Below are 26,151 nucleotides of genomic sequence, written 5' to 3'. Positions count from 1 at the left end.
ACAAGCTCCCCCTTTATTTATGAAATATAATATGGATCACGCTTCGCCACTACAGCGACACCGTTTTCCATGCTAACCACAATCACTTCTGCTTCCAACGGGATTTCCTCATTTTTCAAGCTTTTTGCCGGTTTTGAAATGGCACCGCTTGCCCGCTGAATTAAAATTTCGCCGAATCCATCTGCCGGCACCGTAATAATCACCTTAGCTCTGCACCCTTCTAAATCCTCTTGAGCATAGTTCAGGGAGGACTCCGCTGAGCGAAGTGGAACAAACACAAAAAAGTGCAAAAGCAATACGACAATCAGTGCAACTCCTGCGCTGATGAGCCCAATGAAATAAGAGGCTGCTGCGGTGTAGCGCTCAAGCAAATACCCAGTAGCGCTGAGAACGGTAAAAAAGGATAAAAATAATTGAGGGCTTAATAAGGGATGATCGAATGCATCAAAGATGCCATCTAACACATCGCTTAACAAAATATAAAGAAAGGTTAAGCCGCCGCTGATGACCAGCGTAAATAAATAAACCGTCTCGATTGGATACCCAAACATCGCTTCCCCCCCCTTTTTTTTGCCCGATTTATCTGTATATACGAATCTTCTAAGCGAACGGTTTCAGTTTTTCCATCATTTTGATAAAATTTCCTTTTCTTTATTTTACTAAATTTTCACTTCTTTTTCATCAAAATTCGCTAAAATTTTTATAAATAAACAGTCATCCCCAATGAAAAAATGGAGGGAACAGTCTCGAAGCAGGCCCATCCAGCAAGTGATATTCAGGTTTTTTTATTCGATCGTCAACATGTCTGATGACCTCCCTCACCTCCATTCCATTTAAGGGGCGGGAGACTTCCTGATGGATGAACACGGCTCCAACTTTTTATTTACAAAATGAAAAACCGAATGATTGAGGTTATACTTGATAATAGAAAACTGAATAAAAGTCACGAATTTTGAATGCCACCGTATAGAGTTTGCATTAGGAAAGAAGGGAGAACAAATGAAGCTGCTGCTTGCAGAGGATGATGTATATTTAGGAGAACTCATCGTTCACATGCTAAAGAAAAAAGGAGCCGATAAAGTCGATTGGGTGCAGGAAGGAGAAGAAGCTTACGATTATGCGCTCGCTTCTTTTTATGATGTGCTCATTTTAGACTGGATGCTCCCAAATGGCGATGGCGTCGAGATTTGTAAGCGACTGCGCAAGCAAGGATATTCAGGTGCTATTCTCATGCTTACCGCTAAAGACGCCGTACAAGATCGCGTCCAGGGCCTTGAAGCAGGAGCCGACGACTATCTTGTCAAACCATTTGAAATTGAAGAGCTAGTAGCTCGCTTGAAAGCATTATCGCGCCGGACATTTATCCCGATTCAAGAAGAAATCGTCCGTTTTAAAGATTTTACCTTAAATCGCACAAGCCATACGCTGCATCGAGGCGACCAAGAGATCTTTTTGACGCCGCGCGAATTTCAGCTGCTCGATTTGCTCCTGCAAAACAAAGGGCGGGCTTTATCCCGCGACATCTTGTTAGATCGAATCTGGGGATATGATGCCGATGTTTCTCTCAAAACGATTGATGCGACTGTCAAGCTGCTGCGTAAAAAGCTGGATGCAGACATGATTCAAACCGTGCGCGGGGTGGGATACAAAATTGATGAATAAATGGGGGGATTTTTTTAAAAATGTAAAAAATCATGATATGTTCCGCCTCGCCCACTGGCGCCTTACCATTTTGTACAGCGGCATTTTCATGATTTTCTTAACTGCCTTTATCCTGATTGTTTGCTTTCTTCTTTATATGATTGTCACCAACGACCAAGAACGGAGAATTGCTAGCCTTGCCAATCAGGAAAAGAAAGTGATTGAGCAGTTTCTGATCAAACAAAGCGATTTCGATCTTATGGACAATGAAAATATTTTGTTTTTAAGCGAGGATCAATTCTTTTTTTATGTAATCGACATGAATGGACAGCTTCTCATGGGCGATGAAGTGAATCAGGACATGCGCCCCTTGCTTCTTGAATCGCTGGCACAATCGGCACCAGAGCAAAATAAGCAAAAATATATAGAGGTTCGTCTGCCCGCATACATGAGCAAGTTTTCAAGATTTCATACAAATGAGCTAAAAATTTTAACCGCAGCTCGCCCCGTTGTTATTCATGGCAATTTGATCGGCGTGTTGTATGTAGGTATGGATGTCACCTCATTTTCGAGTGTATTTAAATGGCTTTGGATCGTTCTGATCAGCTTAGCGGTTTTATTTATTGGCATTGCTGTTTTGCTGAGCTACTTTCTGTCCAGGCGGACGCTCGTCCCCATTCATGAAGCTTACAACCGCCAGCGCCAATTTGTGGCCGATGCTTCTCACGAGCTGCGCACCCCGCTGAGCGTGATTTTTTCATCGGTGGAAGCTCTTGAAATGGAAGAAGAAATCACAAACAACGAATTTGCCCAAAAGATGTTGCATCGTCTGCGCGAGGAGATCAAACGAATGAATAAGCTCATGACTGATTTGCTTACATTGGCGCGCGCAGATGCTAGAAACGCCGCGCTTGAGCTTGCGAAGGAGGCCTTCGATTTCCGCCCTCATGCGGAACGAACGCTGCAGCTGTTAGCGGATGTGGCCGCAAAGAAAAGCATTGAATTGCAATTTCAAGCGCCTGAATCAGCACAAATGATCGGCGATGCCGACAAGCTGACGCAATTGCTTTATATTTTGCTAGACAATGCCATCAAGTATACCCCGAACGGAGGCCATGTCACGCTATCGATTCATATTGAGAAAGCAAAGCAGCGCCGGCTGATCATTTCTGTTAAAGATACAGGCATAGGCATTCCAAAAGAAGAAATCGGCCGCATTTTTGATCGCTTCTATCGCGTCGATAAAGCAAGGTCACGGCAGCAAGGGGGGCATGGTCTTGGCCTTTCCATTGCGAAATGGATCGTCAACGCCCACGGCGGAACGATTGATGTCCAAAGCGAGCTGGGGAAAGGTACTGAATTTATTGTTACCATTCCTTTTTAACATGCTTTCCATTTGTGGAAGGCATGTTTTTATTGTGACATACTCCCACCACCTACGCTTCGCTTAGGGGTGGGGGCTTCTCGGGTAATCCCATCTCATGATGAGAAGTTGACCGAGCGATCCCCGTGTGCCCCACGGTTCGAGGACAAGTTAGACTATCGCTAATCGTTTCATGCCCTCATGTTTGATATTGATGGCCGCATTGACGTCCCTGTCGCTCTCGAATCCACATTCACAGCGGAATGTACGCTCAGAAAGCGATAGAGACTTCCTAACTTTACCGCAGCACGAACAAGTTTTTGATGATGGAAACCATTTGTCGATTTTGATCAGCTTCTTCCCCTGTTCTTCCAATTTGTACCGAAGGAAAGTGATAAACATGCCCCAGCCGTTATCATGAACGCTTTGACCGAAATGGAGGGCTTGGGACATTGCTTTCATGTTGAGGTCTTCAATCACCACGCAATCATACCGTTTCGCTAATTTGTGCGATTCCTTATGCAGAAAGTCCTTGCGCTGATTGGCAATTTTCTCATGCAACTTCGCTGCTTTCAGACGCTGTTTATGCCAACGATTAGAGCCTTCCTTTTTACGAGACCATTTACGCTGTTCTTTCGCTAATTTTTCCAATGCTTTGCGATAGAATCGAGGATAATTGGCTCTCTTACCCTCGCTATCGACATACAGCATATTCATGGAAAAGTCAAGCCCAACAACCGTTTGTACTTCTTTTGGTGCAGGTGGATGTTCGTACTCTGTGAGAATAGAAATATAGTATTTTCCTGTTTTTGTTTTCGTGATCGTACAAGCCTTGATGATATGGTGAGCAGGAATCTCCCGATGTTGCTTGAGCTTGATCCATTTCAGTTTGGGCAGCTTGATATAGCCATCTGAAAGCTTCATGTTGCCATTCACCACATTTGTGGTGTACGACTGTTTCGCCTTGCGGTTTTTGAACTTTGGAAATCCAGCGCGGCCAGAAAAGAAGTTTTGAAACGCCTTCTGCAAATTCAATTGGGCATTTGCCAGCGCAAGGCTATCCACTTCTTTTAGCCAAGGAAACTCCTTTTTGTACTTGGTAGGGGTCGGAAATTTTTGCTGTTTCAAGGATTCTTTATCGTCCTTGAACTTTTCAAAAATTTGTATGCGTTCTTCAAGCATTTTGTTATACACGAAACGGACACAACCGAAAGTTTTGGCGAGCAGTTGTTCTTGTTCTTTTGTTGGGTATAGACGGAACTGATAGGCTTTGTTTGCCATATCGACACCACATCACTTCATACCTTGATTTTCTATATATTTTTTTATTACTTCAATGGGCGCACCACCCGTTGTAAGCAGGCAAAAGCTTCTTGACCAAAAATATTCTTTCCACCGTTTTCTTTTCACTTTCGGAAAATGCTTTTTGATCAGTCGAGAACTTGCACTTTTATAGGCATTGATGAACTTGGATCGTTCCCTATTTGGATGTGCTTTGAACAAAATAGGCACATGGTCCATATCGTGATTCCATTCGACCAAGGAAATATCGTAATTTTTACCCAATCTCACAAACATATCTTTTGCATAGTCAGATATGGTATCATCAATCACTTTTCTGCGATATTTTACAACCAGAACAAGATGATAATACAGCAGGAACACTGAATGGTTATTATTGTCTCATTTCATTGATACAACGGCCTTTCATTTTTCTAAAACTAATTATATCATAACACACAAAAAAAGAGACCACTTTAGGCTACGCCTAACCGAAATTCATCTCCCACTTTCACTTCGTTTAGAAGTGGGAGACTTCTTTCGGAAAGATGTTAAACTCAGTAGGTACACGAATACCTTAGCTCTATAACAGGCGCCACCTGTCACACGATCCCCTTTTTTTTCGGTTCCCGTGCGATGCTCCAAGGCTTGCTTCAATAAACCATTCTTACTCCTTCCCAGCTACCGGAGCTCTCTGAAAAGAATGAATGTATTTACTCTCCTCTTCATCGCATGATGATATTAAGTAAAAAACTGCATATGATGCTTCTCGCTTTTGTAATAAGCCAACCGATCATTCAAACTGCCGGTGTGAAATTCGAACTTGTGCCCGTCAGGATCCGTAAAATAAACAGAGCGCTTGTCTCTTTCATCTCTTTCTCTGCTTGGAATTATGGCCACATCTAGCTCTTTCAGCCTTTGAACAAGATCATCGAAGTCTTCTTCTTTGACGGAAAAAGCGATATGAGTATATGAGTGCCGGATTTCGTTTCGCGGAATATCTTTTTGGACATTCAGAGCAAGCCACATTCCATTTAGATCAAAATAGGCTAAATTTCGTCCTTTGACCAATAGCTTTGCACCGAATACTTGCTGGTAAAAGCGAACGGATTTTTCTAAATCGGATACAGAGAACGTTAGGTGATTAATGCTTCCAATCGGCAAGCGGATCTTCCTCTCCGTTTCGTTTTGACATTGATTATGACGATTCATGCTGAGTAAAATGACTGGGGAGTAGCTTTTGTCAAGAAGCAAAATAGAATCGATACATCTTCACTGTTTTCTTATCGTGGAACCCTAAATCGGGCCGTTATCATGATGATCATTTCTCACATTCTGCATATGGGCTTCCATATAGGCCTGTTCTGACCATGAAACGTGCTTGGCATTTTCTTCAGGGTTCAAATCATGGATGCCTTTTCTTTTATACGCCCAATCAACCACCACATGCTCTTTTCCTCTCCTTTCATATAAGATCATAACCAGTATAGACCACGTATTTTACTAATCTGTATGCATTATACCACATAAAGAAATTATTTTACATAAATTCCAAAATTATAGCCAAATTCTTGCTTTTGTCCTTTATTTTCATTTGATTTATATATAGTGACCGTTAGTCGTCCGATAACCGAAAAACAACATACACTCCAACCTAAGACAGAAACGGCAGCGCCAAAAAGCTGCGTTGATCGCTAGAACCATCCTCGCCCAATTGTGTTAAGGGAAAATGGATGGGACATTATAGATTCTATTGGCTGGGCACAAAGCATAGATTTTCCATTATCATAACAATGATAGACTTATTCTACTGAAAAGAGGAGGATTTCTCATGGTTCAGCAACATCATGTGCGAGTAGCGGTTGTGCAAACAGCTTCTGTCATTATGGATCGAAAAGCGAGCACCGAAAAAGCCATTTCGTTCATACAGCAAGCAGGGGAAAAAGGAGCGAACATCGTTGTATTCCCTGAAGCGTTTATTCCAGCCTATCCAAGGGGACTCAGCTTCGGGACAACTGTCGGGAGCCGTTCACCAGAAGGGCGGAAGGATTGGCTTCGTTATTGGGAAAACTCCGTTCCTGTTCCTAGCGAAACTACTGAGAAATTAGGAGAAGCAGCACGCAAAGCTGGGGTGTATCTCGTTATTGGCGTCATTGAGAGAGACAATGAATCTAGCAAGGGCACTTTATATTGCTCCGTATTATTCTTTGGACCAGACGGAAAATTGCTGGGAAAGCACCGCAAGCTCAAACCCACTGGTTCAGAACGATTCATTTGGGGAGAAGGAGACGGAAGCACTCTTCCCGTTTTTGATACACCTTATGGCAAAATAGGGGCGTTAATTTGCTGGGAAAATTACATGCCGCTGGCCCGAGTAGCGATGTATGCGAAAGGAATTCAAATTTATATCGCTCCGACAGCAGACTCCAGAGAGCTATGGCAATCTACGATTCGGCATATCGCCGCAGAAGGCAGATGTTTCGTTTTATCTTGCAACCAATATGTGACCAAGGACATGTATCCTACCGATCTAGCTTGCTACGATGATTTATCCTCTTCTCCAGAGGAAATGTGTTTAGGAGGCAGTGCGATCGTTGGACCTTTAGGTGAATATATAAAGGGACCTGTTTTTGGCAAAGAAGAGATGCTTATCGCAGATCTTGATTTGCGGGATATTGCTTACAGTCAATTTGACTTTGATGTAGTAGGTCATTATTCAAGGCCGGATGTTTTCCAGCTCCTAGTAAATGAGGAGAAACAAGAAAGCGTAAAATGGAAAAAGTAAGTAGAAGCAAGAAACCCCAAAAGCATTGGCCTAGCGCTCGCTTTTGGGGCAAACCAAAAAAAGAAACAGGTTTAACGCTCATCTTATCATGTTGTCCAACCGCTATCATGAGACGCTTCTGCACAATGAACTTCTTAAGCTTTTTCACAAAATCATGAAACTTTCAGTTATCTTAATATGTCTTTACTCGATCTTGGTCGCTCAATCCATTGATCAAGGTTCTTCCCAAAAGCTGGGGCGCCCCCATTTTCTCATTCTATCTTCCTTCAACAAAAACCCGATTCACTACTTTGAAAATAGTGGGGCCTGCATCCCAAAGGCAGAAATGATTCGATTACTTTGGAACCGACTGAATGCTTTTAAACGCCTCTGCAAATCGGGAAACTCCTTCCCGGATGAAGCGTGACTCTTCTCGTCCAAACGTAAAGCGTACATATCCTTTTTTTGAACCTAAAATGCTTCCCGGAACGAACGCCACTCCTCTTTTCATTGCTTCCTCAAGTAAATGATGCTCATTCATCGGGCGATTTAGTTTGCACCATAGATGGATTCCTCCTTTTGGGATAAAAAAATCCACCTGGCTGCCCAATTGGTCGGCAAGGCTGGAAATCAGCACATCTCTTTGTTGTTCTAATTTCTTTTGCAGCATCGCTATATGTGTATGAAAATGTGAGGATGCTAAAAATTCATTGGCGATCCACTGCGGAAAAATGCTATGTCCAAAATCCACTTGCTGTTTCGCATCGGCTAGTCGCTGAATCACCTTCGGCGGGCCAATCACCCATCCAATTCGCAATCCCGATGCGGCAATTTTGGATAGAGAACTAATATACAGGATATTCCCCGCATCATCCATCGATTTTAAAGGGGGATGGATTCTTCCATCAAAGGTCGTTAAACTATAAGGATCGTCTTCAATGATGGGGATACCGAATTCAGCCGATAGCTCCAGCACTTTTTTTCGGCGCTCTAAAGAAAGGATCGTTCCTGTAGGGTTATGGTGTTCAGGGTTTAAAAAAACCATGCGAATCCGATGCTTCTTGTGCAAGGACAGAAGATCGTCAGGATTCATGCCGTGCTTGTCTACAGGCAAAAAATACGTTCTTAGCCCGGCAGACTGAAAAACAGGGAGAGAAAAACAGTAGGACGGATCCTCAATGGCAACCGCATCTCCTGGCTTTAATAAACATTGAACAATCAAATAAAGAGCTTGTTGCGCTCCCGATGTAATGAGAATAGAAGAAGAGCTCGTCTCAATATTTTTGTACTCTCTCACATGAGAAGCAATAGTTTCCCGCAACACTTCATTTCCTTGGGGATGGTCATAGCCGAGATGTCCAGTAAACAGCTGTTCAGCAAAAATTTTCTTAAATTGTTCAGCTGGGAACAAGCTTGGCGTCAATTCGCCGCTTGCTAAATTAATTAAATCATTTTTTTGTGTTTCCGTGCGAATTCGCTGCACTAGCGGAAGATTAGGCAAAAAAGAGCCATCCTCGACATACCGTCCCCAATTGGGGATGCGTTTATGCGATATTCCCCATATATCCGTACTCACTCGTGTGCCGCTTCCCTTTTTACGCTCGACTATTCCGAGAGACTCCAGCCATTCATAAGCGGCAGAAACAGTGCTTCGATTCACCTGCAATTCGTTTGCAAGAGCGCGTTCGGAAGGCAGCAAACGGTCCGGCGGGAATATTCCCGATGAAATTCCTTGTTCAATATAATCGGCAATCTGCTTATAAATCGGTTTCTTATCCGCACGATTCGGTTTCCAATCCATCTTAACCCATCCTTACCGTTTTTTTATTGGCTGGCTACTTTCATGAAGTTGATGATTCCAGCCATGTTGAAGAGATCCCTCGCTTGCTCCAATCCGATGATAAAAAATTTCCACCGTCTAACGACAGCTAGGCCGCTAGTCAAGCTATAAAGCAACAAATGCATACCAGACCAGCCCGATAAGAAGTCCCAAAATTAGGATCACATAGATAATCGTCAAATTCCCGATATTCCGCTTAATCGATTTCCCATAGTTCGTCTCCACCGTTCTTGCCACTAATATGGTTCCTATAAGGGAGGCCACTCCTATCAGCAAAACAAGCATAATGGCAAATTTCATCGATTTTCTCCTTCCTAAGTTCATCAAAATGAAACGAATATTTATTCATACGGTGTTACCGTGATACTTACGCTCCATTCTAACTTGACGTTACCATTTTGTAGATATCGAGTTCAACACTTCACAAAGTCAGCAACAACGGCGCCGAAAGCGTTGTTGCTCCGTCCTTTGTCATGCGGACAAACCACTTGCTTTCCTTTTTCCATCTTTACAGTTTGGTGACAATACAAGAATAAGTGAATCCATTTAATCTGACAACGAATGAACAGCCGCCTTTTTCCCTGCTTTCCATTTCGTTTATGAAGCTGACCAAATTCGTTAGCCACGAGCATCTGTCTTCTTTTTCATTCGCCACTAGCACAAACATGAGGATTTTCAGATCCGGAAATATCCGTTGCGAGCCGCTGTGCATAACGAACTAAATTTCCCGGAAAAAGACGATACGCCAGCATTTTTTTCTTATACTGTTTGATAACCTCCACGCGGTCGTTGTAGCAATAAATGAATAGTCTCACATCTTTTTTAGAACTTTTCGTATCAACGATAATCAACGTTCCGCTATCTGTCGGATGCAAATAGCTCTGTTCCGTGCCCGGCCATATATAATGCCGTTCTTTAAACGAGGCTTCATTAAAGTAACGGATTATTTTTGCCTTTTCTTCCCCCTCCAGTCTCTGATTAGCCATCGTCACAATGCTATTCTCCTGATTGAGTTTTGAATGAATTTGAAATTTATCGGTCATCCACTCAACAACCCCAGAGGGAAGAGAAGTGATCACTATTTTTAATAAACTTCCCATGACGATACAAAGCAATACAGTCCATGACATTTTACATCATCTCCGTTTCATGCTTTTTATAGTTCCATCATAACGCACATGGATCAATTATGAACCAGCCACTTCCCCTAAAAATAAGCCATCCACTTTGGCATGGAGCCGCCTCAGCCAACACCTCATCACGCCGCCATCTATCATCCGAAAATATTCATAGGCTATATGCGTTGTGCCATTCTTTTTTTAAATTTAGGAATAAAATAGACCGCTTCATTCCAACTTTACATACAAAAAGCCCGAACCATATCGTTTCCAACCCATTCAATGAGCTGTTAAAGCGATATGGTTCGAGCATCCGACCGTCTCATGTGCTGCATTTCGTCTATATCAGCAGCGACAAAAAGGGCTGATCCAAACATGGGCCCTAGCGATGTTCAACCAGCCCTATATACGAATCCATCATCATAACAAACGATATTCTTAAAACCGTTTCTTATTCTTATCGTTCACTTTAGGCCATGGGAAGCGGCATGCCCTCGCTTAAACCAAGCGTTCTTGCAGCTGAAGCATGAATTTCGCGCAGAAGGCCTGGGTTTTTCATAAGTGACACACCGTAGGAAGGAATCATTTCTTTAATTTTCGGCTCCCACTCTGTCATGCGTTCATGGAAGCATCTTGTGATCACTTCGAGCATGACGTGTACAGCGGTAGAAGCTCCCGGAGATGCGCCAAGCAACGCTGCGATCGAACCATCAGCGGCACTTACGACTTCCGTTCCAAACTGAAGCGTTCCTTTTCCGCCAGCCTCCGTATCTTTGATCACTTGCACACGTTGACCCGCTACAATTAAATCCCAATCCTCGCTTCTGGCACTCGGAACAAATTCCCGCAGCTCTTCCATGCGCTGCTCTTTCGATAGCATCACTTGCTGAATCAAGTAATTCGTCAGCGACATGTTCTTAACACCAGCCGCCAGCATCGTTAAGAGATTATGCGGCTTTACAGAAGTAATTAAATCAAGCATGGAGCCGTTTTTCAAAAACTTTGGCGAGAAGCCGGCAAACGGCCCGAATAGCAGCGATTTTTTATTGTCAATAAAACGCGTATCAAGATGCGGAACCGACATCGGAGGCGCTCCCACCTTCGCTTTACCGTAAACCTTGGCATGATGTTGCTCTACAACATCAGGATTATTGCACACCATAAATATTCCGCTTACCGGAAATCCGCCAATTCCCTTTCCTTCAGGAATACCGGATTTTTGCAGCAAATGCAAGCTGCCTCCTCCAGCTCCAATAAAGACAAATTTTGCGACATGTCGCTCGACCGTACCGCTATCGAGGTTTCGGACTTTCAATTCCCATGAGCCGTCGCTAGTTCGTTTCATATCATCAACATGATGTTTGTATCTTATATCCACATGTTTGCGTTTCAAGTGGTCAAACAGCATGCGTGTTAACGCGCCAAAGTTGACATCGGTCCCTGATTCGATTCTTGTGGCCGCTATAGGTTCATTGAGCGTCCGATCCTTCATAATGAGCGGAACCCATTCCTGCAATTTTTTCGGATCATCAGAAAATTCCATTCCCTCAAACAAAGGGTTGCTAGCCAGCGCTTCAAAACGTTTTTTCAAAAACGCGACATTTTTTTCCCCTTGCACTAAACTCATATGAGGCAATGGCATAATAAAATCCTGCGGATGATCAATCAGCTTGCTTTTGACAAGATAAGACCAAAACTGCAACGAAACATTAAACTGTTCGTTAATTTTGATCGCTTTGCTAATATCGATCGATCCATCCGGTTTTTCGACCGTATAATTAAGCTCGCACAGCGCGGCATGTCCCGTTCCGGCATTATTCCATTCATTAGAGCTCTCATCCCCTGCATCTGCGAGCCTCTCAAATACTGTAATTTCCCAGTCTGGTGCTAATTCCTTTAACAACGTTCCCAACGTCGCACTCATAATTCCAGCACCAATTAAAATCACATCTGTTCTCATCCGATTGTTGCTCATCTTTACCATCCTTATACCCTAAGATTTAAAGAAAACCTGTAAGCGCTCCCCTTAGGCGCTCCAACAAACTAGACGATAACCTAGCCTGGCTGATCCACCTTTTCTGAATGAGATATCATTATTAATTATAGTATAGCATTATTATTTATAAATTTAAAATATTTTCTATAATATTACAGTCATTAATGAAATCATTTATGACATCCTCATCCATGTGTTCAATAAGATGGGCACACATATCTGAATGAAAAAATCAAAAAACGCATAAATATACATAGGTAACAAAACCGTTGCTGATTCGTTTTTCCGCGCTAACATAGCCCCTCCGAAAAGTCTCTCGCCTCTCAGCGAAGTGCAGGTGCAGCGGTTCATGCAATTCGGTGTTGGCATTGTCGCTTATACAATGAAAATGGAATGAATTATTTTCTATAAAAAAACCCATCAGGCTATTGCATTTCTCAATATCCAAAAAACAAACGTAACAGAACTTTTCGGATATGTTAAAACCACATTTTCTGCTCATTTATTATTTGAACCACACTGCATAAAAAATACGGATGCTTTGCATCCGCTCTCGCTTAATGAACAAATCTCCCACACTATGTTCTAAAACGTTTATGAATATTGTTATGCTTATAGGTGCCCGTTTCGCTGAATTCCACTAATTCCAGAGACAATGCTAAGTAACGTTTGGCGAATTCCGCCGCAAAATGATCCTTTATTACCTCAAAAAGCTGATCACAGGTTTCTTTTTTTTCCTTTTCAGACCGCCCGGCGCCAATTTTTAAAGTCACATGAACAAACGCATCGTCCTCAGCTCCATCCGCAATCCGGTAATGATGAAGCTCAACGGCCCGCGAACGAATACCTCCAATCGGGAAAATATCGCTTTTAGAGATCAGAACTTGATTCACTTTTTCCAATAAATCAGAAATATGAATCGTCTCCTTCAGATTGTCTGTATATTCAATAATCAGATGTGGCATGATTTCTCCTCTCTTTCTATCACTTGAAAATGAGGCAAAGCCTTTTTTGGATAGCCAAGATCGAAAGCCTGTCATACGTGCAAGCACGCTCCAAAAGCTGAATGACTAGCAGCTTTTTAGGATCAACGAATCGGTCTTTCGAGCGCTCCGAACATCTGAACCCCAGCCAAAACTTCATCGTTCCTTTTCTCTTTATAAAAATGATTACCACGAGAACGATAAGCAACATCAGCAGCCGCTTTATTCGTCAGCTATAATGGTGTTCATAAGTCGGCCAATTCCTTCGATCTCAGCGACCACTTCGTCACCTACAGCTGTATCGGCTAGCCCTTCAGGAGTTCCGGTTAAAATCACATCATCCTTGTTCAATGTCATAAAACTGCTTAAATACTCAATAAGAGCAGGGATGTCAAAAATCATATCCCTTGTCGTCCCATGTTGTGTCAGCTTGCCATTGACATATGTTTTTAACGTTAAATTCATCGGATCGGCTATGTCTTTAGCATCTACCAGCCATGGTCCAATCGGCGTGCATGTATCCCGGCTTTTCACCCTTAAATTAGGGCGATAATAATTCTCTAAGTAATCGCGAATCGCATAGTCGTTGGCAATGGTATAACCCGCTATATAGTCATATGCCTCTTCTCGTTTCACTCTACGAGCTGGACGGCCAATCACGACCGCCAGTTCACATTCATAGTGCATGTTGACAACATCCTTGGGACGCCGCGTCTGTGCACGATGACCAACAAACGTATTGGGGCCTTTCAAAAAAACAAGCGGTTCTGTCGGCGCTTGAAATGACAGCTCCTTCGCATGATCGGCATAATTAAGCCCAAGGGCAAACACTGTACGAGGCTGCACAGGCGGCAGCCAAACCACTTCATGTTCAGCAACGATACGGCCATCTTCCAGCTTCATACAGCCATTCTCTTCAACGGCATGATGAATGGCTCCGGCATACGCGATTCGTGCTCGCTTCATAATCGTTGCCCCCCTGCTAATTCATCCTCATGAATAATCGTATTCTCCAAACTGCCAATCCCGTCAATTCCAATGCGAACATGATCTCCTGCCTTTGCGACCGGCGCTCCTTCCGGCACTCCTACTAACAGCGTGTCACCAGCATATAAGGTCATAAAATCCGTAACATCAGCAATAAGCCTGCTCACAGATCGAATGAGATTTGCTGTCGTATTTTCCTGTCGCAACTCCCCATTAATCCATACACGCACTCCCAATGCATCCGGATCGGGTACTTCATCCTGTTCAACGATCCAAGGGCCGACTGGGCAAAAACCGTCACGAGCCTTTTGCTTGATGGCCGGACGATAAAAACTTTGATGCGGAATGCTCACATCATTCACGATCGTATAACCCGCTACAAATTCAAGCGCTTGTTCCTCGCTCACACGAGTTGCCGTACGGCCCATCACAACTCCGAGCGCCGCGCCGATTTCAAGCTCTCTGGCATCAGCCGGCAATGGAATGGGCATTCCATAACCAATGACTGTATTTCTCGGTTTAATATATAAAACAGGAGCTTTTGGTTCTCCATGATAAGGAGCTTCATATACAGTCTCTCCCAAAGCGGCAAGCGCTCCTTTATAATTGAACAGCGTTCCGTATACAGCACCTGATATAGGAGCATCCCACATCAGCTGATCTACCCGATAATGCCTTCCTTGCAATTCAATCCTATTCTCGTCCAAGTTAGCGACCGCTTCCCTCTCTTGCAGGATGCCGCGGAATTTCACCCTGACTTTGACTTTACTCATATCCCTCGCTCCTTGTTTTATTTTTCTATAAGAAAGTTGAGCTTACATAGCCAACGCAAAAACAGAATCCTATTTTTTCGTCGCGCTTAAACCGAACAACCGGCTGTTTCATTTGTCAATGAACAGGGTTGCTCGGTCGTCCGACCGCCGCAATCGTCTCCTCGTTTTTAGGATAAGGCCGGAAATGCATCCATTCACCAACAAGGGAGCCTTATAGAAATTGTCATCATGACCATCGTTTCAATAGTGATAAAACCTTGTATTCATCTTTACGCAGGTTAAAGATACCTCTTACTGGTTGTACACATGGCCTCTCCTTACACTCCATGATGACTAACTCCTTTTATGTCGCTCCCTGTATTTGATTTAACTAATATTTCCTCGAAATTGCCGTTCTGCTCTTTTCTCGCTGAAAAGACTGTGCCAAGATAGGCTCCTAAAAAGCCAAGAGGAATCGATACAATTCCTGGTGACGCTAATGGGAAAATCGGTTCGCCAACGAAAAGAGCCTTCCCTTGTTCAGGACTCCACACATTGGGACTTAATGCAACAAGGAGAATCGTTCCAATCAATCCTACGAGCATCCCTGTAATCGCGCCTGTTATGTTAAAACGCCTCCAATAAACGGTATACAAAATAACAGGCAAATTCGAGCTGGCTGCTACTGTTAATGCTAAAGAAGCTAAAAACGCCACATTCATTTTTTGGACGAATAAAGCTAGGATAATAGAAAGGACTGTAATTCCGATCGATGCGAACCTTGCCATGCGAATTTGTTCTTTCTCTGTCGCCTTCCCTCCTTTGACAATTTCGTTATAAAAGTCATGTGAAAATGCTGTAGCGCCTGTTATCACAATTCCTGCCACAACCGCTAAAATCGTGGCGAATGCTACCGCTGAGACCACAGCAAATAGCAGATCTCCCCCTAATATTTTAGCGAGCAACGGCGCGGCCATATTCCCGGCTGGATTAGCAGCCACAATGTCTTGCGCCCCTACAAATTTAGCGGCCGCAAATCCTAAAAAGATCACCATCACATAAAACAAACCGATAATCCAAATGGAATAAACGACAGATTTTCTTGCTACCTTCGCATTTGGAACGGTTAAAAAGCGACTAAGAACGTGCGGAAGCCCAGCCGTGCCCAATATTAGGCCAAGCGTTAACGAAAAAGCATCAAGACCGTTCGCATATTTCGCCCCCGGAGCTAAATAGGCTTCCTTAAGAGGCGTGGCTGTCTGCATCTCCTCAAATACTCGCAAAAAGTTAAAATCAAATTTCGCCATCACCATCACAAAAATGACAAATGTGCTGCCTAACAACAGGAAAGCTTTCGTAATCTGCACCCAGCTTGTGGCCGTCATTCCTCCAAAAATCACGTAAATTAGCATGACAAGACCTACTAACACAACGGATATTTCATAACGAATATTCAATAAAAGCTTAAAAAGATCACCCGCTGCCACCAGTTGGGCCAGCATATAAAAGATAGAAATCGTTAGCGCATTAAAGGCTGTTACCCCGCGAACTTTTCTCGCTTGAAAACGCTCTACAATCATATCTGCCAATGTATATTTCCCAAGATTTCGCAGAGGTTCAGCTACTAAAAGCAGAACCACTAAATAAGAAACAAGCGCTCCATACATTAAAAAGATCCCATCATAGCCGACGAGGGAAATGGCGCCAATCAACCCTAAAAATGAAGAGGCCGACATAAAATCCCCTGCAATAGCAAAACCATTTTGCCAGCCTGTTAACCCCCCGCCTGCCGTATAAAAAGAACTTGCACTATTTGTTTTTTGGGAAGCATAGTAAGTAATGAGAAGCGTGACGGCAACGATGAGAGTAAAAAGGGTCACAACTTTTACATCCATGTTCATCTTTCCCCCTCTTCTTGATGATGCAGCAGCACTTGGTCCGCCATGTCATCAAATTCAGCCGCTTTTTTTACATACAAGTGGCAGATGATCCATGTCATCACAAATTGGGCAAAAACGAATATCCAAGCCCATGAAATAGCGCCTATGGCAGGCTTTTTTAAGATGTTAGTGTAGAATGCCAAAATGGGGAGCAAAAGAGAGAAGATAAGAAAAAATAGGGTTACATAAATGGTAAAGCGCTTCTTTACAGCTAAAAGCTGTTTGAATTTCTCCGATGCAGCAAGCTCCTTATAATGGAGCTGTTGATGGTTAACAACGACCCGTTCATTTTGTCCCATCATATCACCAATCCTCCACTTTTTTGTCGTTCATTTTTTACGTCCGACTCGTTTCCGTTCTGCCATCTCTTCAAACGCAGATGAACTCTTTTCCAAACAGCTTTCCTTTACTCTGCTATATGGCATGCGAGAGGTTTCGTGATTTTGCTTATATACCATTTTCTGAAACAAGCTATTTTTCGTATCCATTCCTGCGTCCCCTATTGCAAATGATGGACTTGTTCCATTATTTGCAGAGGACGGAACTGATTGGTTAAGACCTTTTTCAATCCAATCTTCATCAAGACAGGACTAAATAATTCTTCGCTCTCCCTCCATATATTGATAGATGTCGTGATCCTCTTTTGCTTTGCGCAAAGAGAATTGAAGCCATTTTACCTTAACCCGTTTCTCATACGTGTTGATGAGGCAGTTTGTCAGCTGAACTAAAAGGAATGATTGGTTACCATTGCTAGAAATTTGCTGGCAAGTCCCCTTATATCGTTGCCCATCTATTTCCACATAAACTTTATATATACCGGGCGTTAGCAGCATATATTCTTCATCTACTAGAATATGAAGAAATTGATTATTTTTATAATAGATCGACGCTTTTTTGACTTTCCCTCTTATTTCGTAGAAGTCACCAAGATAACTAGGAATCAAGGCTACGTTCCCAACAGCCAGCAGATTGCGGATAGCAGTAGAACTGATTTTTTCCTGCTCGCGTTTGATCGGATGGATCACTGTTACTTGAAACTTTCCGTCCCCTTCTTTTTTCAAAGTGGCCATCGTTCCTTTGCCTTTATATCCGTAATGATAATCAAATCCGGCTACGACATGCTTACAACGAAGGCCTACGATATATTGGACGACGAAATCTTCCGGCCGGAGACGCGCAAATTCAGGAGTAAAATGGACCACGAATAATTTTTCCACCCCCATCTCTTGAAACCGTTCTTCCTTTATCGGCAAAGGAGTTAAATACTTTCTCGGCTCTTCATTTGCTTGGATAATATCTTTAGGATGAGGATAAAAGGTCATAACGCCAAAGGCGAGCTGCTTTTGCTTCGCCGCTGCTTTGGCAGCCTCTAGAACTTCTTTATGTCCAAGATGAACGCCGTCGAAAAAGCCAAGCGCCAAAACACAAGGCCTCATTTGAGCTGTGACGGATGCGGAAATCGGATGCCGGATATAAACAGTTTCCATCGCTACACCTCCCTGTTCTCCAGATCAACCTTAATTTTTTTAACATTCTTCAGTCGAGAAGTCTCCCACTTCTAAATCTTGCGAAGCTTGATGAAAGTGGGAGATGAATCGACTTCGGACAAGGACAGGCTTTTGCCTGTTCAATTGTCTGACCCTTTGGTAAAATAAACCTATGTCGTTCTTTCATAACTGGATATAGGAGGTTGCATGGAGAAAATAAAATGCGAAAACCAAGCTGATCCTTCCATGCGTAAAATATCCAAGGTACAAAAGAACTCCGAATTGTCGGACATCTAGGGTTGGAACGACCCGAAGTCACGCTCAGGGAGACGAAAGGCGGCTTTCGTCGTGGAACTGAGAAGCTCCCACTTCAAGCTTTAGCTAAGTGGTGAGTAGTTCACCGCCCTGTCGTTTTTCAGCGTTCTCGAACAATACCGCTTCCAGATCTCACCATTCGTCTAAAGAAGCGGTTGGTTGTTCGAGTAAAAGCCATCCTCCTGCTACATGCGATTTTATATATTTGCAATTTTTCCATACTTTCCGGCAAAAAAGGTTAGCGGCGTCCCTTCCCCCACAACCACATCGATGACTTCTCCGATAAATAACGTGTGGTCTCCCGCCAGCTGCTTGCTATAAACATGACAGACAATATTGGCCAAAGCACCATTTAAAATAGGAATACCATGTAGCCACTCAAATGTTACCTCGCGCTTTTTCTGTATTTGTCCTGCAAACTGCATGGATAATTCCTTCTGATCTTCAGACAAGATATTGACAGCGAATGCGTCTGACTGATTCAATTTTTCTAGCATTTTCGCTTTTTCCCCAATCGAAATGAGCACTAATCGAGGGTTAAGAGAAACCGACATAAATGCATTGGCTGTCATTCCATGAACGTCCCTATCTACTGCCGTTGTGATTACCGTTACTCCTGTCGCGAATTTTCCCATTGCATTTCTAAATGTCCGATCATCCACTGCTCATCCCCCCTTCGTTCTGTTTGATCCCATGGACAAGCAGCTATAGGATAAATTCTGGTTTAATTTTTTCTAAAGTCGCTTTGGAGACAGGAATCGGTTCTCCTGTATCAATGTCTAAAAACGGAAACGTTTCGTTAAACCAGCTTTCTGGAGCTTTATGCCCCCAAAATGTTTGACGTCTCGGGTCATCTAACTCCCAACGAATCGGAATAAAATCGGGATCACTTGTCAAGTAGTCCCCGTTGTAAAGCTCAATTCGATAACCATCCGGATCTCTTAAATAAAGGAAAAAGGCATTGGAAAGTCCGTGGCGCCCTGGTCCTCTCTCAATACTTTCTGCATAGCCGATAGAAGCCAGTATATCGCAACAATGGATTAATGCTAATGGATCTGGCAGCCAAAAGCCGATATGATGAAGGCGCGGACCTTCTCCGTTCATAAAAGCTTGATCGTGTACCCCTTGTTTTCGGTGGAGCCATGCTGCCCAAATCCGCTCTTTCTCTGTCACGGTGTACTCAGAGCAAGCAAATCCTAATTCTTTCATAAAAAAGTCATAGGCTTTTTCTACATCAGGAACCATGCAGTTTACATGGTCAATGCGCTGGATTCTCGCCCCTTTATACTGATCATAACGTTGAAGCATCCGCTCCACCCGATCCATTTTGCAGAAAAACTCCAATGGCATCCCGGATACATCATGGACATGCAATGCTCTGCCGATCGCATATTGCGTTCCTTCTTCCAACCATTTCGTTTTCAAGCCTTTTGCTTGAAATAACGCGGCTAATTTATCTAAATCGGCTTCTGACGCCACTTTATATCCAAGGGCATGAACACCAAGTTGATCTGATTTTTTTAACACTAAGCTATGATGCGTATGCTCTTCTAATCCTCTTAAATAAATATGTTCTCCGTCACACTCTGTTTCAACAAAACCTAAAGCGTTTACATAAAAATCTCTCGAACGATCTAAATCCGTGACGTTAATCACTACTCTCGCAATGCGGATAATATTAAATTCCATCCTACCAACTCCCCCACTTATTGAATGTGGTAATACCTTCACTACACTTTTCGACGGTCGGACAACCGACCACCCTCGCCTATTGACACCTGTAAGCGATTGGTTGTTTGGGACTCGGCCATACTTTGACGTACCCAGCCACTTTTTGCCAACCGTCGAGACTTATAGAAATTCTTCTTGAATGGGCTGTACGTTTCCTTAGTCGTATCTATATAGGCTTCCCGTGATTTCTTGCTAGCTTTCATGATCTAGTTGCGGCAACTCGTCAATAGATGATGAACTGAAAAACCATCTCACAACCCTCTATCGCAAAGAATTTAATTATTTTGAATCATCTGTTCTGAACGGTCGAGAAACTCTTTCACACGATCTACATATTCTTGCTTATCATAGCCGTTATATAAAGCACTCGCCATTCTGACAGGATCGCCAAAGAAAAAGCGCTCATATAAGGTTTGTCTTGTGCCGAATGCACTCATACAAACATCCCAAGCAAGACGGTACAATTTCACACGATGGTAAGCTTCTCCATTCGCCGCTTGCAAATACTTATCTAAATCTGGGCGAATGTCTGACTTAAAATCTGCTTCTGACGGAATAGCCATTAAACCGCTAGCACCTAATAGCTGCATAATTTCACTAAATCGAGGGTAAATCTTTGGATAATAATTGCGAGCAATATTTAGTGGCGTAAAATCAGGCGTCATAATCCCCCATTTATCTATTTTTGCGTTCGCTTCCGCTGCTGTCATGTAGGCTTTCATCGTTTCTAACGCGATAATCACCTCGGACATTTTTTCTTGGACATGCTGGAACTGTCCGATGTTGATCGTTTCCACCATTAGTTGTAAAATTCCTAACACAAATTCCGTTTTCACAATGTTTTTAGCGACTACTTGATGCGTCATATGAACAACGGCATTGCTTTCGTTGTACGCCTGGTTGCAAACGCTTACATCACCAAGTGCAAATACGCGGTTCCACGGCACCACCACATCATCAAAAACAACAACCGTATCCATTTCTTCAAAGCGTGATCCTAGCGGGTGGTCAAAGTGGGATTTTCCGTAATCGAATGATTCACGGCAAATAAATTTTAACCCGGGGGTGTTATTGGGAATTGCAAATGCGTAAGCATATGGGTTTTCTTCTTCGGATTGTTTTAATAGAGTCGAAGGAAATACCATAATTTCATCTGTAATTCCCCCTTGCGTTGCAAGCAAACGCGCTCCGCGAATCACCACTCCTTCCGATGTTTTCTTCACAATCCGAGCGGCAATATAAGGATCTGGCAGCTGTGCGGCGTTGACCGCCCGATTGACTTGAGGCTGAATGAGCGTATGAGTGAGAGAAATATCATTTTCTCTGCAATACTCGTAATATTCTTCCATATTTTTAGCGTAAAACGGATCTTGTTTCCCAAACATTTTGGCAGCTGCGCCGTAAGCCATGATGCCAACGTTAAGATAGTCTGGAGAACGTCCCATCATTCCTCCATTATATTTGGCCCATTCTTGCATCATCTTGCGGCGCATCACAAGATCTTCTTTTGTTCTTGGCTGGATAAATGAAGTCCCTACACGTTCTCCTGTTGTTGGCGATACATATGTCATATAATCTCGCTTGGCGGGATCATGTTGCATATCATACATCTCTGCTTGCGTTTTCATGACTCCTTTAAAAGCAGGATGCTCAGAAATCTTTCCTCTTACTTGTTCGCCATTAATCCAGACAACTGCCTGCGCCTCATCCACTCTCTCAATATATTGTTTTCCTGTTTTAGCTGGCATCTCACTCTCTCCTTTGGAAATTCCCTTCATCACCGATCCATTGTTATTCTATCTGCTTCTTTGATTCTCTATTTCTTTTTTCCAAATTGAGGTATATGGTGATCCCCAATTGCTACATGAATCACTTTCGGCTCCGTGTAAAATTCGAAAATGGCATAATGTCCGCCTTCTCGGCCAATTCCGCTATCTTTCGTACCGCCAAACGGAATGCGAAGATCTCTTACATTTTGAGCATTAATCCATAGCATTCCGGCATCGACCGCATGTGCCACACGATGCGCTTTTTTAATATCGTTTGTCCAGACGTAGCCTGCAAGTCCATATCTTACATCGTTGGCCATTGCAATCACTTCTTCCTCTGTCTCAAATTCAATAACGGCCATCACAGGGCCAAATATTTCTTCTTGGCATACTCTCATTTCATTTTTGGCATTTAATAATAAGGTTGGCGGGACAAAGTTCCCTTCCCTTAATTCCTCAGGCACGCTCCCTTGTACCACCTCACATCCTTCTTCTTTTGCCAGTTCGATGTAGCTCTGCACTTTATTAAAATGGGCTTTTTCAATTAAAGGTCCCAGCTGTGTAGCAGGATCTAAAGGATCTCCTATTTTGATGTTGGCTACACGCTCTTTTAATGCTTCTACAAATTGAGGCTTAATGTTTTTATGAAGAAAAACGCGAGAGTTTGCGGTACAGCGTTCACCGTTGAACGAGAAAATTCCCCATACGGCGGCATCAAGCGCCCTCTCTAAATCAGCATCTTCAAATACAATGAATGGCGATTTTCCACCAAGCTCCATCGATACTTTTTTTAATGTATCCGCTGAATTTTTCATAATGATCGAGCCTGTTGTAGTTTCACCTGTAAAAGAAATTGCTTTCACATCTGGATGCGCAACAAGAGCGGCTCCTGCCGTTTCTCCAAAACCATGGACAACATTAAATACCCCCTCTGGAAGACCGGCTTTATGAATCACTTCGGCCAGTTTATTAGCTGTTAACGGCGAAAGCTCTGCGGGCTTCAATACGACTGTATTGCCTGTTGCTAATGCCGGTGCGACTTTCCACGTTTCCAGCATGAAAGGAGCATTCCACGGTGTAATCAGTCCAATCACGCCAAGCGGCTTGTAAATGGTATAGTTGATGAATTCTTTGTCAACCAGGTAGGACTCGCCGTGCAATTTGGCTTGAACCATTCTTGCATAAAAGCGGAAGTTTTCCGCAGCCCGTGCTGTCATCTTTTTCGTTTGACTTATCGGAAGTCCCGTATCCAGCGCTTCTAAAAAGGCAATTTCCTCAATTTCTTCATCAATCAGATCAGCGATACGATTTATATACTTCATTCGCGCTTCCACTTTCATCGTTCCCCACGGGCCATGCTCAAACGCTCTTTTCGCTGCCATCACCGCTTCATTTACATCCTCCTGGCGGCCTTCTGCTACACGGTTGATCACTTCATTTGTAAAAGGATTGATGTTATCAAAGCTGGTTCCTGACCGGCCCTCTACAAATTTCCCGTTTATATAGTGCTGGACATCGTCTACTTGCTTATGAGCCGATTTTTGAACGGCTATTCCTTGATTCTCCATCTTTTTTCACATCCCTTTACCCTATTTTTTATGATGTTATGGAAAAGGACCGTCTCATGAGTTCGATGAAACTTCCTCCGGCAAATCTACGTATCTCTTGAGAACTTCGCGGATTTCATCTTGCAAAGCCTGTGTCGGTAAGTCCATTGGCAGACGAAGAACCGGTTTAATTTTCCCCATCATGCCTAATGCCGCCTTTACAGGAGCGGGATTCGTGTCTTTAAAGAGCACATCATTTAATGGCATTAACTCATAATGAAGCTCCAATGCGCGTTGGACGTTGCCTGCATTCCAAGCATTGTACATTTCGGCTACCTTCTTCGGCTCGACATTAGCTGTGGCGCTTATATATCCCGCCCCGCCAATCGCCAACATTGGATAGCATAACAGTTCAATGCCTGAATAAAGGAGAAAATCTCTTCCGCATTCCAGCAACACTCGGTTTACATGTTCAAAATCCTTGTTGGACTCCTTCACCCCGATAATGTTTGGACAATCTTCCCGCAATTTCGCAAGTGTTTTCACTTCAAGATTGACCGCTGTTCTTCCTGGAATATTGTAGACAATAATCGGAATATCCACGGAATCAGCTACCGCTTTAAAGTGTTTATAAAGGGCATGCTGAGATGGTTTATTATAATATGGAACAATTACTAATGCCGCATCGGCGCCAATTTCTTGTGCTATCTTTGTTAAATAAAGCGTTTCAGCATGATTAGTCGAACCTGTACCCGGTACGAAAGGAACGCGACCGTTCACCGCTTTAACCGCTGCTTTCATCACTTGTACGCGCTCTTCAAGCGTCAATGAACTCGGCTCCCCCGTTGTTCCCGTTACAGAAATCGCATGGCTACCGCTCTCAATATGCCAGTTGATCAATTGCTCCAGCGTTTCAAAATCAATCGAACCATCCTCGTTAAACGGGGTTATAATCGGAGCAATGGAACCTCGCAATTTTTTCTTAACCGCTTCCAAATTTCCCATCTTCTCGCTCTCCCTCGTTTCTTTTAGTTGGAAAATTTCATTTTATCTGAAATATCTTACAAATCAAATGTATCATGTGTTAATCTATATGAAAAATACTAAAAAAATTAATGCTCTATACAAAAAAAATATACTTAATGGAAAGGATGGAGACTGTAATGGATATTAAGCAGCTTCGTTATTTTTCAACCATTGCGGAGGAAGGACAGATTACTCGAGCAGCCAAAAAGCTCCATATGGCCCAGCCTCCGCTAAGCTACCAATTGAAATCTCTCGAAGATGAGCTAGGCGTTCTTTTGATGGAAAGGAACGGAAAAAATATGGAGCTGACAGAAGCCGGGGAAATTTTGTATAGACGAGCAAAAGAGCTGCTGCATCAACTTGATGATACCATTACAGAAGTAAAAGAAGTGGGGCAAGGCATTAAGGGAATCTTATCGATCGGATCCGTCAAAACATGCTTTGCTTACATACCGGAACGCATTCGGCAGTTTCGTGAACAATATCCAAAGGTTCGTTTTCGGTTATATGAGGGAGATTCATTCCGTCTGGCGCAGAATTTACGAAACCGCGAAATCGAACTTGCCATCGTCCGCCTCCCTTTAGACCTGCATGACTTTTCGCTGCTTATGTTGCCCGCGGATCATTTTGTCGTGATCTCATCGAAACACTGGCCTGTCAGCCCAAAGATGCGAATCCAGGAACTCAAGCATATTCCATTAATCCTATTACACCGAGTTAGCGGTGTCGGCCTTTATGAGCTCGTGATCGATACATGTCGAAAGCATGGATTTGAACCGAATGTTGTTTGTCAAGGCCCTGATGCCGCCATGCTCCTCTCTCTTGCAAGAGCAGGAGTAGGAGTGGCGCTGCTTCCGAAGTCGACATTATGCTCCTTCCCTTTAACCGATTTAAAAATTAGTGAAATTGAAGATTGCAAGATTGAATCAGAATCTGCCGTGATTTGGCTTAAAAACCGCCGTCTGTCAAAAGCAGCTCGCCAATTCCTCCAAACCTTTGAGTATGAATATATGGCACCAGTCTTTGAGTAACTTGGAGGCAGCAGTTGTAATATGCGCTGAAAAGTGATGGCTTTTTTGTTTAATAGAGGACGAACACCCCCGCTTCACAGAACCAAAGCGGGGGTGTTCATGACCTTCATCACGCATTCACATGACGAAAAGGCAAGTGTGTGCACTTGCACTTGCCTTTCAGCCGTGTTTTTACGGGCATCGTTCGTTCAATTCTTCAAATGACTGAAGTTGACCTTTTTCCCTATTAGATAACCCCTGAACTCCAAATAAAGAGTCATCAACTTTTTATGGGAACAGCTTTTATTAGAGGAAAAAAGTTCTTTTTTTATACTGGCTGATTTTAGCTTCATTCAAACAGATAGCCAAAGTTTTATTTTTGCACAGACTTAACTATGCTACTATTTTCACCAACTTTAAGTTTCTTAACTATTTTACCATTTTTCATAAATTGTAATGTTCCGTTTTGAGGATTAGACACTAAAAATCCTTTTAATTGTTTGTTGTAGTCAAAATAGGCTGGATTCTTTATAGGTAAAAATGATTCACCAAAATCTTTTTTATTAATTATTGTTAAAAATTTTCCTTTCATGTCCATATC

At 43.0% G+C, this 26,151-nt stretch carries 24 protein-coding genes and 2 pseudogenes; 4 read left to right on the top strand and 22 right to left on the bottom strand.

What is annotated here, in order from left to right:
* Positions 1–17: 17 nt before the first annotated feature.
* Complete coding sequence (locus B6A27_RS01860) at positions 18–551, bottom strand: NfeD family membrane protein (RefSeq protein ID WP_080859842.1); 534 nt, start codon at positions 549–551, stop codon at positions 18–20.
* Positions 552–999: 448 nt separating this feature from the next.
* Between B6A27_RS01860 and B6A27_RS01855 the strand changes: the two genes are divergently transcribed.
* Both B6A27_RS01855 and B6A27_RS01850 read left to right on the top strand, forming a co-directional pair.
* Positions 1,000–1,662: a response regulator transcription factor gene (locus tag B6A27_RS01855; protein ID WP_080859840.1), complete on the top strand. Its 663-nt coding sequence runs from the start codon at positions 1,000–1,002 to the stop codon at positions 1,660–1,662.
* On the top strand, positions 1,652–3,025 hold the full coding sequence (locus B6A27_RS01850) for a sensor histidine kinase (protein ID WP_080859838.1): 1,374 nt from the start codon (positions 1,652–1,654) through the stop codon (positions 3,023–3,025). Before B6A27_RS01855 ends, B6A27_RS01850 begins: the two co-directional genes overlap by 11 nt.
* A gap of 150 nt (positions 3,026–3,175) precedes the next feature.
* Here B6A27_RS01850 and B6A27_RS01845 read toward each other — a convergent pair whose 3' ends face one another.
* From B6A27_RS01845 to B6A27_RS01830, 4 genes and pseudogenes are all read right to left on the bottom strand, one after another.
* A complete protein-coding gene (locus tag B6A27_RS01845; RefSeq protein WP_080859836.1) occupies positions 3,176–4,285 on the bottom strand; it encodes an RNA-guided endonuclease InsQ/TnpB family protein in 1,110 nt (369 codons plus the stop codon).
* Between the two features lie 12 nt (positions 4,286–4,297).
* Positions 4,298–4,687 (bottom strand): annotated as a pseudogene (gene tnpA, locus B6A27_RS01840) (IS200/IS605 family transposase); the annotation flags it as partial.
* 339 nt (positions 4,688–5,026) lie between these two features.
* A complete protein-coding gene (gene fosB, locus B6A27_RS01835; RefSeq protein WP_369824128.1) occupies positions 5,027–5,497 on the bottom strand; it encodes a metallothiol transferase FosB in 471 nt (156 codons plus the stop codon).
* Between the two features lie 84 nt (positions 5,498–5,581).
* The gene (locus B6A27_RS01830; RefSeq protein ID WP_236631762.1) at positions 5,582–5,731 is read right to left on the bottom strand and encodes a hypothetical protein; all 150 of its coding nucleotides are present in this window, start codon (positions 5,729–5,731) and stop codon (positions 5,582–5,584) included.
* A gap of 385 nt (positions 5,732–6,116) precedes the next feature.
* Here B6A27_RS01830 and B6A27_RS01825 point away from each other — a divergent pair, with 385 nt between their 5' ends.
* A complete protein-coding gene (locus tag B6A27_RS01825) occupies positions 6,117–7,070 on the top strand; it encodes a carbon-nitrogen hydrolase family protein (RefSeq protein ID WP_066149449.1) in 954 nt (317 codons plus the stop codon).
* A 334-nt stretch (positions 7,071–7,404) separates the two neighbouring features.
* On the opposite strand, the gene pdxR is transcribed toward B6A27_RS01825, so the two are convergent.
* From pdxR to hpaI, 16 genes are all read right to left on the bottom strand, one after another.
* Positions 7,405–8,850 carry a MocR-like pyridoxine biosynthesis transcription factor PdxR gene (gene pdxR / locus B6A27_RS01820; protein ID WP_080859831.1) on the bottom strand — a complete coding sequence of 482 codons (1,446 nt, stop codon included), beginning with the start codon at positions 8,848–8,850 and terminating at the stop codon, positions 7,405–7,407.
* A 144-nt stretch (positions 8,851–8,994) separates the two neighbouring features.
* A complete protein-coding gene (locus B6A27_RS01815; RefSeq protein ID WP_080859829.1) occupies positions 8,995–9,189 on the bottom strand; it encodes a hypothetical protein in 195 nt (64 codons plus the stop codon).
* A 344-nt stretch (positions 9,190–9,533) separates the two neighbouring features.
* Entirely contained in the window at positions 9,534–10,019 is a 486-nt protein-coding gene (locus tag B6A27_RS01805) for a YfmQ family protein (protein ID WP_080859828.1), read from the bottom strand.
* A 457-nt stretch (positions 10,020–10,476) separates the two neighbouring features.
* Positions 10,477–11,982, bottom strand: coding sequence for a malate:quinone oxidoreductase (locus B6A27_RS01800; protein ID WP_080859826.1), 1,506 nt, complete (start codon positions 11,980–11,982; stop codon positions 10,477–10,479).
* A gap of 599 nt (positions 11,983–12,581) precedes the next feature.
* Positions 12,582–12,968, bottom strand: coding sequence for a 5-carboxymethyl-2-hydroxymuconate Delta-isomerase (locus B6A27_RS01795; protein ID WP_044742096.1), 387 nt, complete (start codon positions 12,966–12,968; stop codon positions 12,582–12,584).
* Positions 12,969–13,208: 240 nt separating this feature from the next.
* On the bottom strand, positions 13,209–13,952 hold the full coding sequence (locus tag B6A27_RS01785; RefSeq protein WP_066149441.1) for a fumarylacetoacetate hydrolase family protein: 744 nt from the start codon (positions 13,950–13,952) through the stop codon (positions 13,209–13,211).
* On the bottom strand, positions 13,949–14,746 hold the full coding sequence (locus tag B6A27_RS01780) for a fumarylacetoacetate hydrolase family protein (protein ID WP_066149439.1): 798 nt from the start codon (positions 14,744–14,746) through the stop codon (positions 13,949–13,951). Before B6A27_RS01780 ends, B6A27_RS01785 begins: the two co-directional genes overlap by 4 nt.
* A gap of 317 nt (positions 14,747–15,063) precedes the next feature.
* Positions 15,064–16,620: a solute symporter family protein gene (locus B6A27_RS01775; protein ID WP_044742092.1), complete on the bottom strand. Its 1,557-nt coding sequence runs from the start codon at positions 16,618–16,620 to the stop codon at positions 15,064–15,066.
* A gap of 2 nt (positions 16,621–16,622) precedes the next feature.
* Positions 16,623–16,967, bottom strand: coding sequence for a DUF485 domain-containing protein (locus B6A27_RS01770; RefSeq protein WP_231734655.1), 345 nt, complete (start codon positions 16,965–16,967; stop codon positions 16,623–16,625).
* Positions 16,968–16,994: 27 nt separating this feature from the next.
* Positions 16,995–17,153, bottom strand: coding sequence for a hypothetical protein (locus B6A27_RS18575; protein ID WP_156450541.1), 159 nt, complete (start codon positions 17,151–17,153; stop codon positions 16,995–16,997).
* Positions 17,154–17,255: 102 nt separating this feature from the next.
* Positions 17,256–18,152 carry a cytidyltransferase gene (locus B6A27_RS01765; protein ID WP_080859822.1) on the bottom strand — a complete coding sequence of 299 codons (897 nt, stop codon included), beginning with the start codon at positions 18,150–18,152 and terminating at the stop codon, positions 17,256–17,258.
* Positions 18,153–18,664: 512 nt separating this feature from the next.
* On the bottom strand, positions 18,665–19,129 hold the full coding sequence (locus B6A27_RS01760) for a flavin reductase family protein (protein ID WP_044742090.1): 465 nt from the start codon (positions 19,127–19,129) through the stop codon (positions 18,665–18,667).
* 43 nt (positions 19,130–19,172) lie between these two features.
* A complete protein-coding gene (hpaD, locus tag B6A27_RS01755) occupies positions 19,173–20,156 on the bottom strand; it encodes a 3,4-dihydroxyphenylacetate 2,3-dioxygenase (RefSeq protein WP_044742089.1) in 984 nt (327 codons plus the stop codon).
* 317 nt (positions 20,157–20,473) lie between these two features.
* Positions 20,474–21,946, bottom strand: coding sequence for a 4-hydroxyphenylacetate 3-monooxygenase, oxygenase component (gene hpaB, locus B6A27_RS01750; RefSeq protein ID WP_066149431.1), 1,473 nt, complete (start codon positions 21,944–21,946; stop codon positions 20,474–20,476).
* A 68-nt stretch (positions 21,947–22,014) separates the two neighbouring features.
* Entirely contained in the window at positions 22,015–23,535 is a 1,521-nt protein-coding gene (gene hpaE / locus B6A27_RS01745; protein WP_080859820.1) for a 5-carboxymethyl-2-hydroxymuconate semialdehyde dehydrogenase, read from the bottom strand.
* Between the two features lie 54 nt (positions 23,536–23,589).
* Positions 23,590–24,519, bottom strand: a complete 930-nt coding sequence (hpaI, locus tag B6A27_RS01740; protein ID WP_044742086.1) for a 2,4-dihydroxyhept-2-ene-1,7-dioic acid aldolase — start codon at positions 24,517–24,519, stop codon at positions 23,590–23,592.
* Positions 24,520–24,677: 158 nt separating this feature from the next.
* Here hpaI and B6A27_RS01735 point away from each other — a divergent pair, with 158 nt between their 5' ends.
* Positions 24,678–25,571, top strand: coding sequence for a LysR family transcriptional regulator (locus B6A27_RS01735; RefSeq protein WP_044742085.1), 894 nt, complete (start codon positions 24,678–24,680; stop codon positions 25,569–25,571).
* A gap of 352 nt (positions 25,572–25,923) precedes the next feature.
* Here the strand turns inward: B6A27_RS01735 and B6A27_RS18570 are convergent.
* Positions 25,924–26,151 (bottom strand): annotated as a pseudogene (locus tag B6A27_RS18570) (hypothetical protein); the annotation flags it as partial.

It is taken from the genome of Anoxybacillus sp. UARK-01, assembly GCF_002075365.1.
GTDB classification, from domain to species: Bacteria; Bacillota; Bacilli; order Bacillales; family Anoxybacillaceae; genus Anoxybacteroides; species Anoxybacteroides rupiense.
Note: the sequence above shows the minus strand (reverse complement) of the source record. Positions and strands in the feature narration are given on the sequence as shown.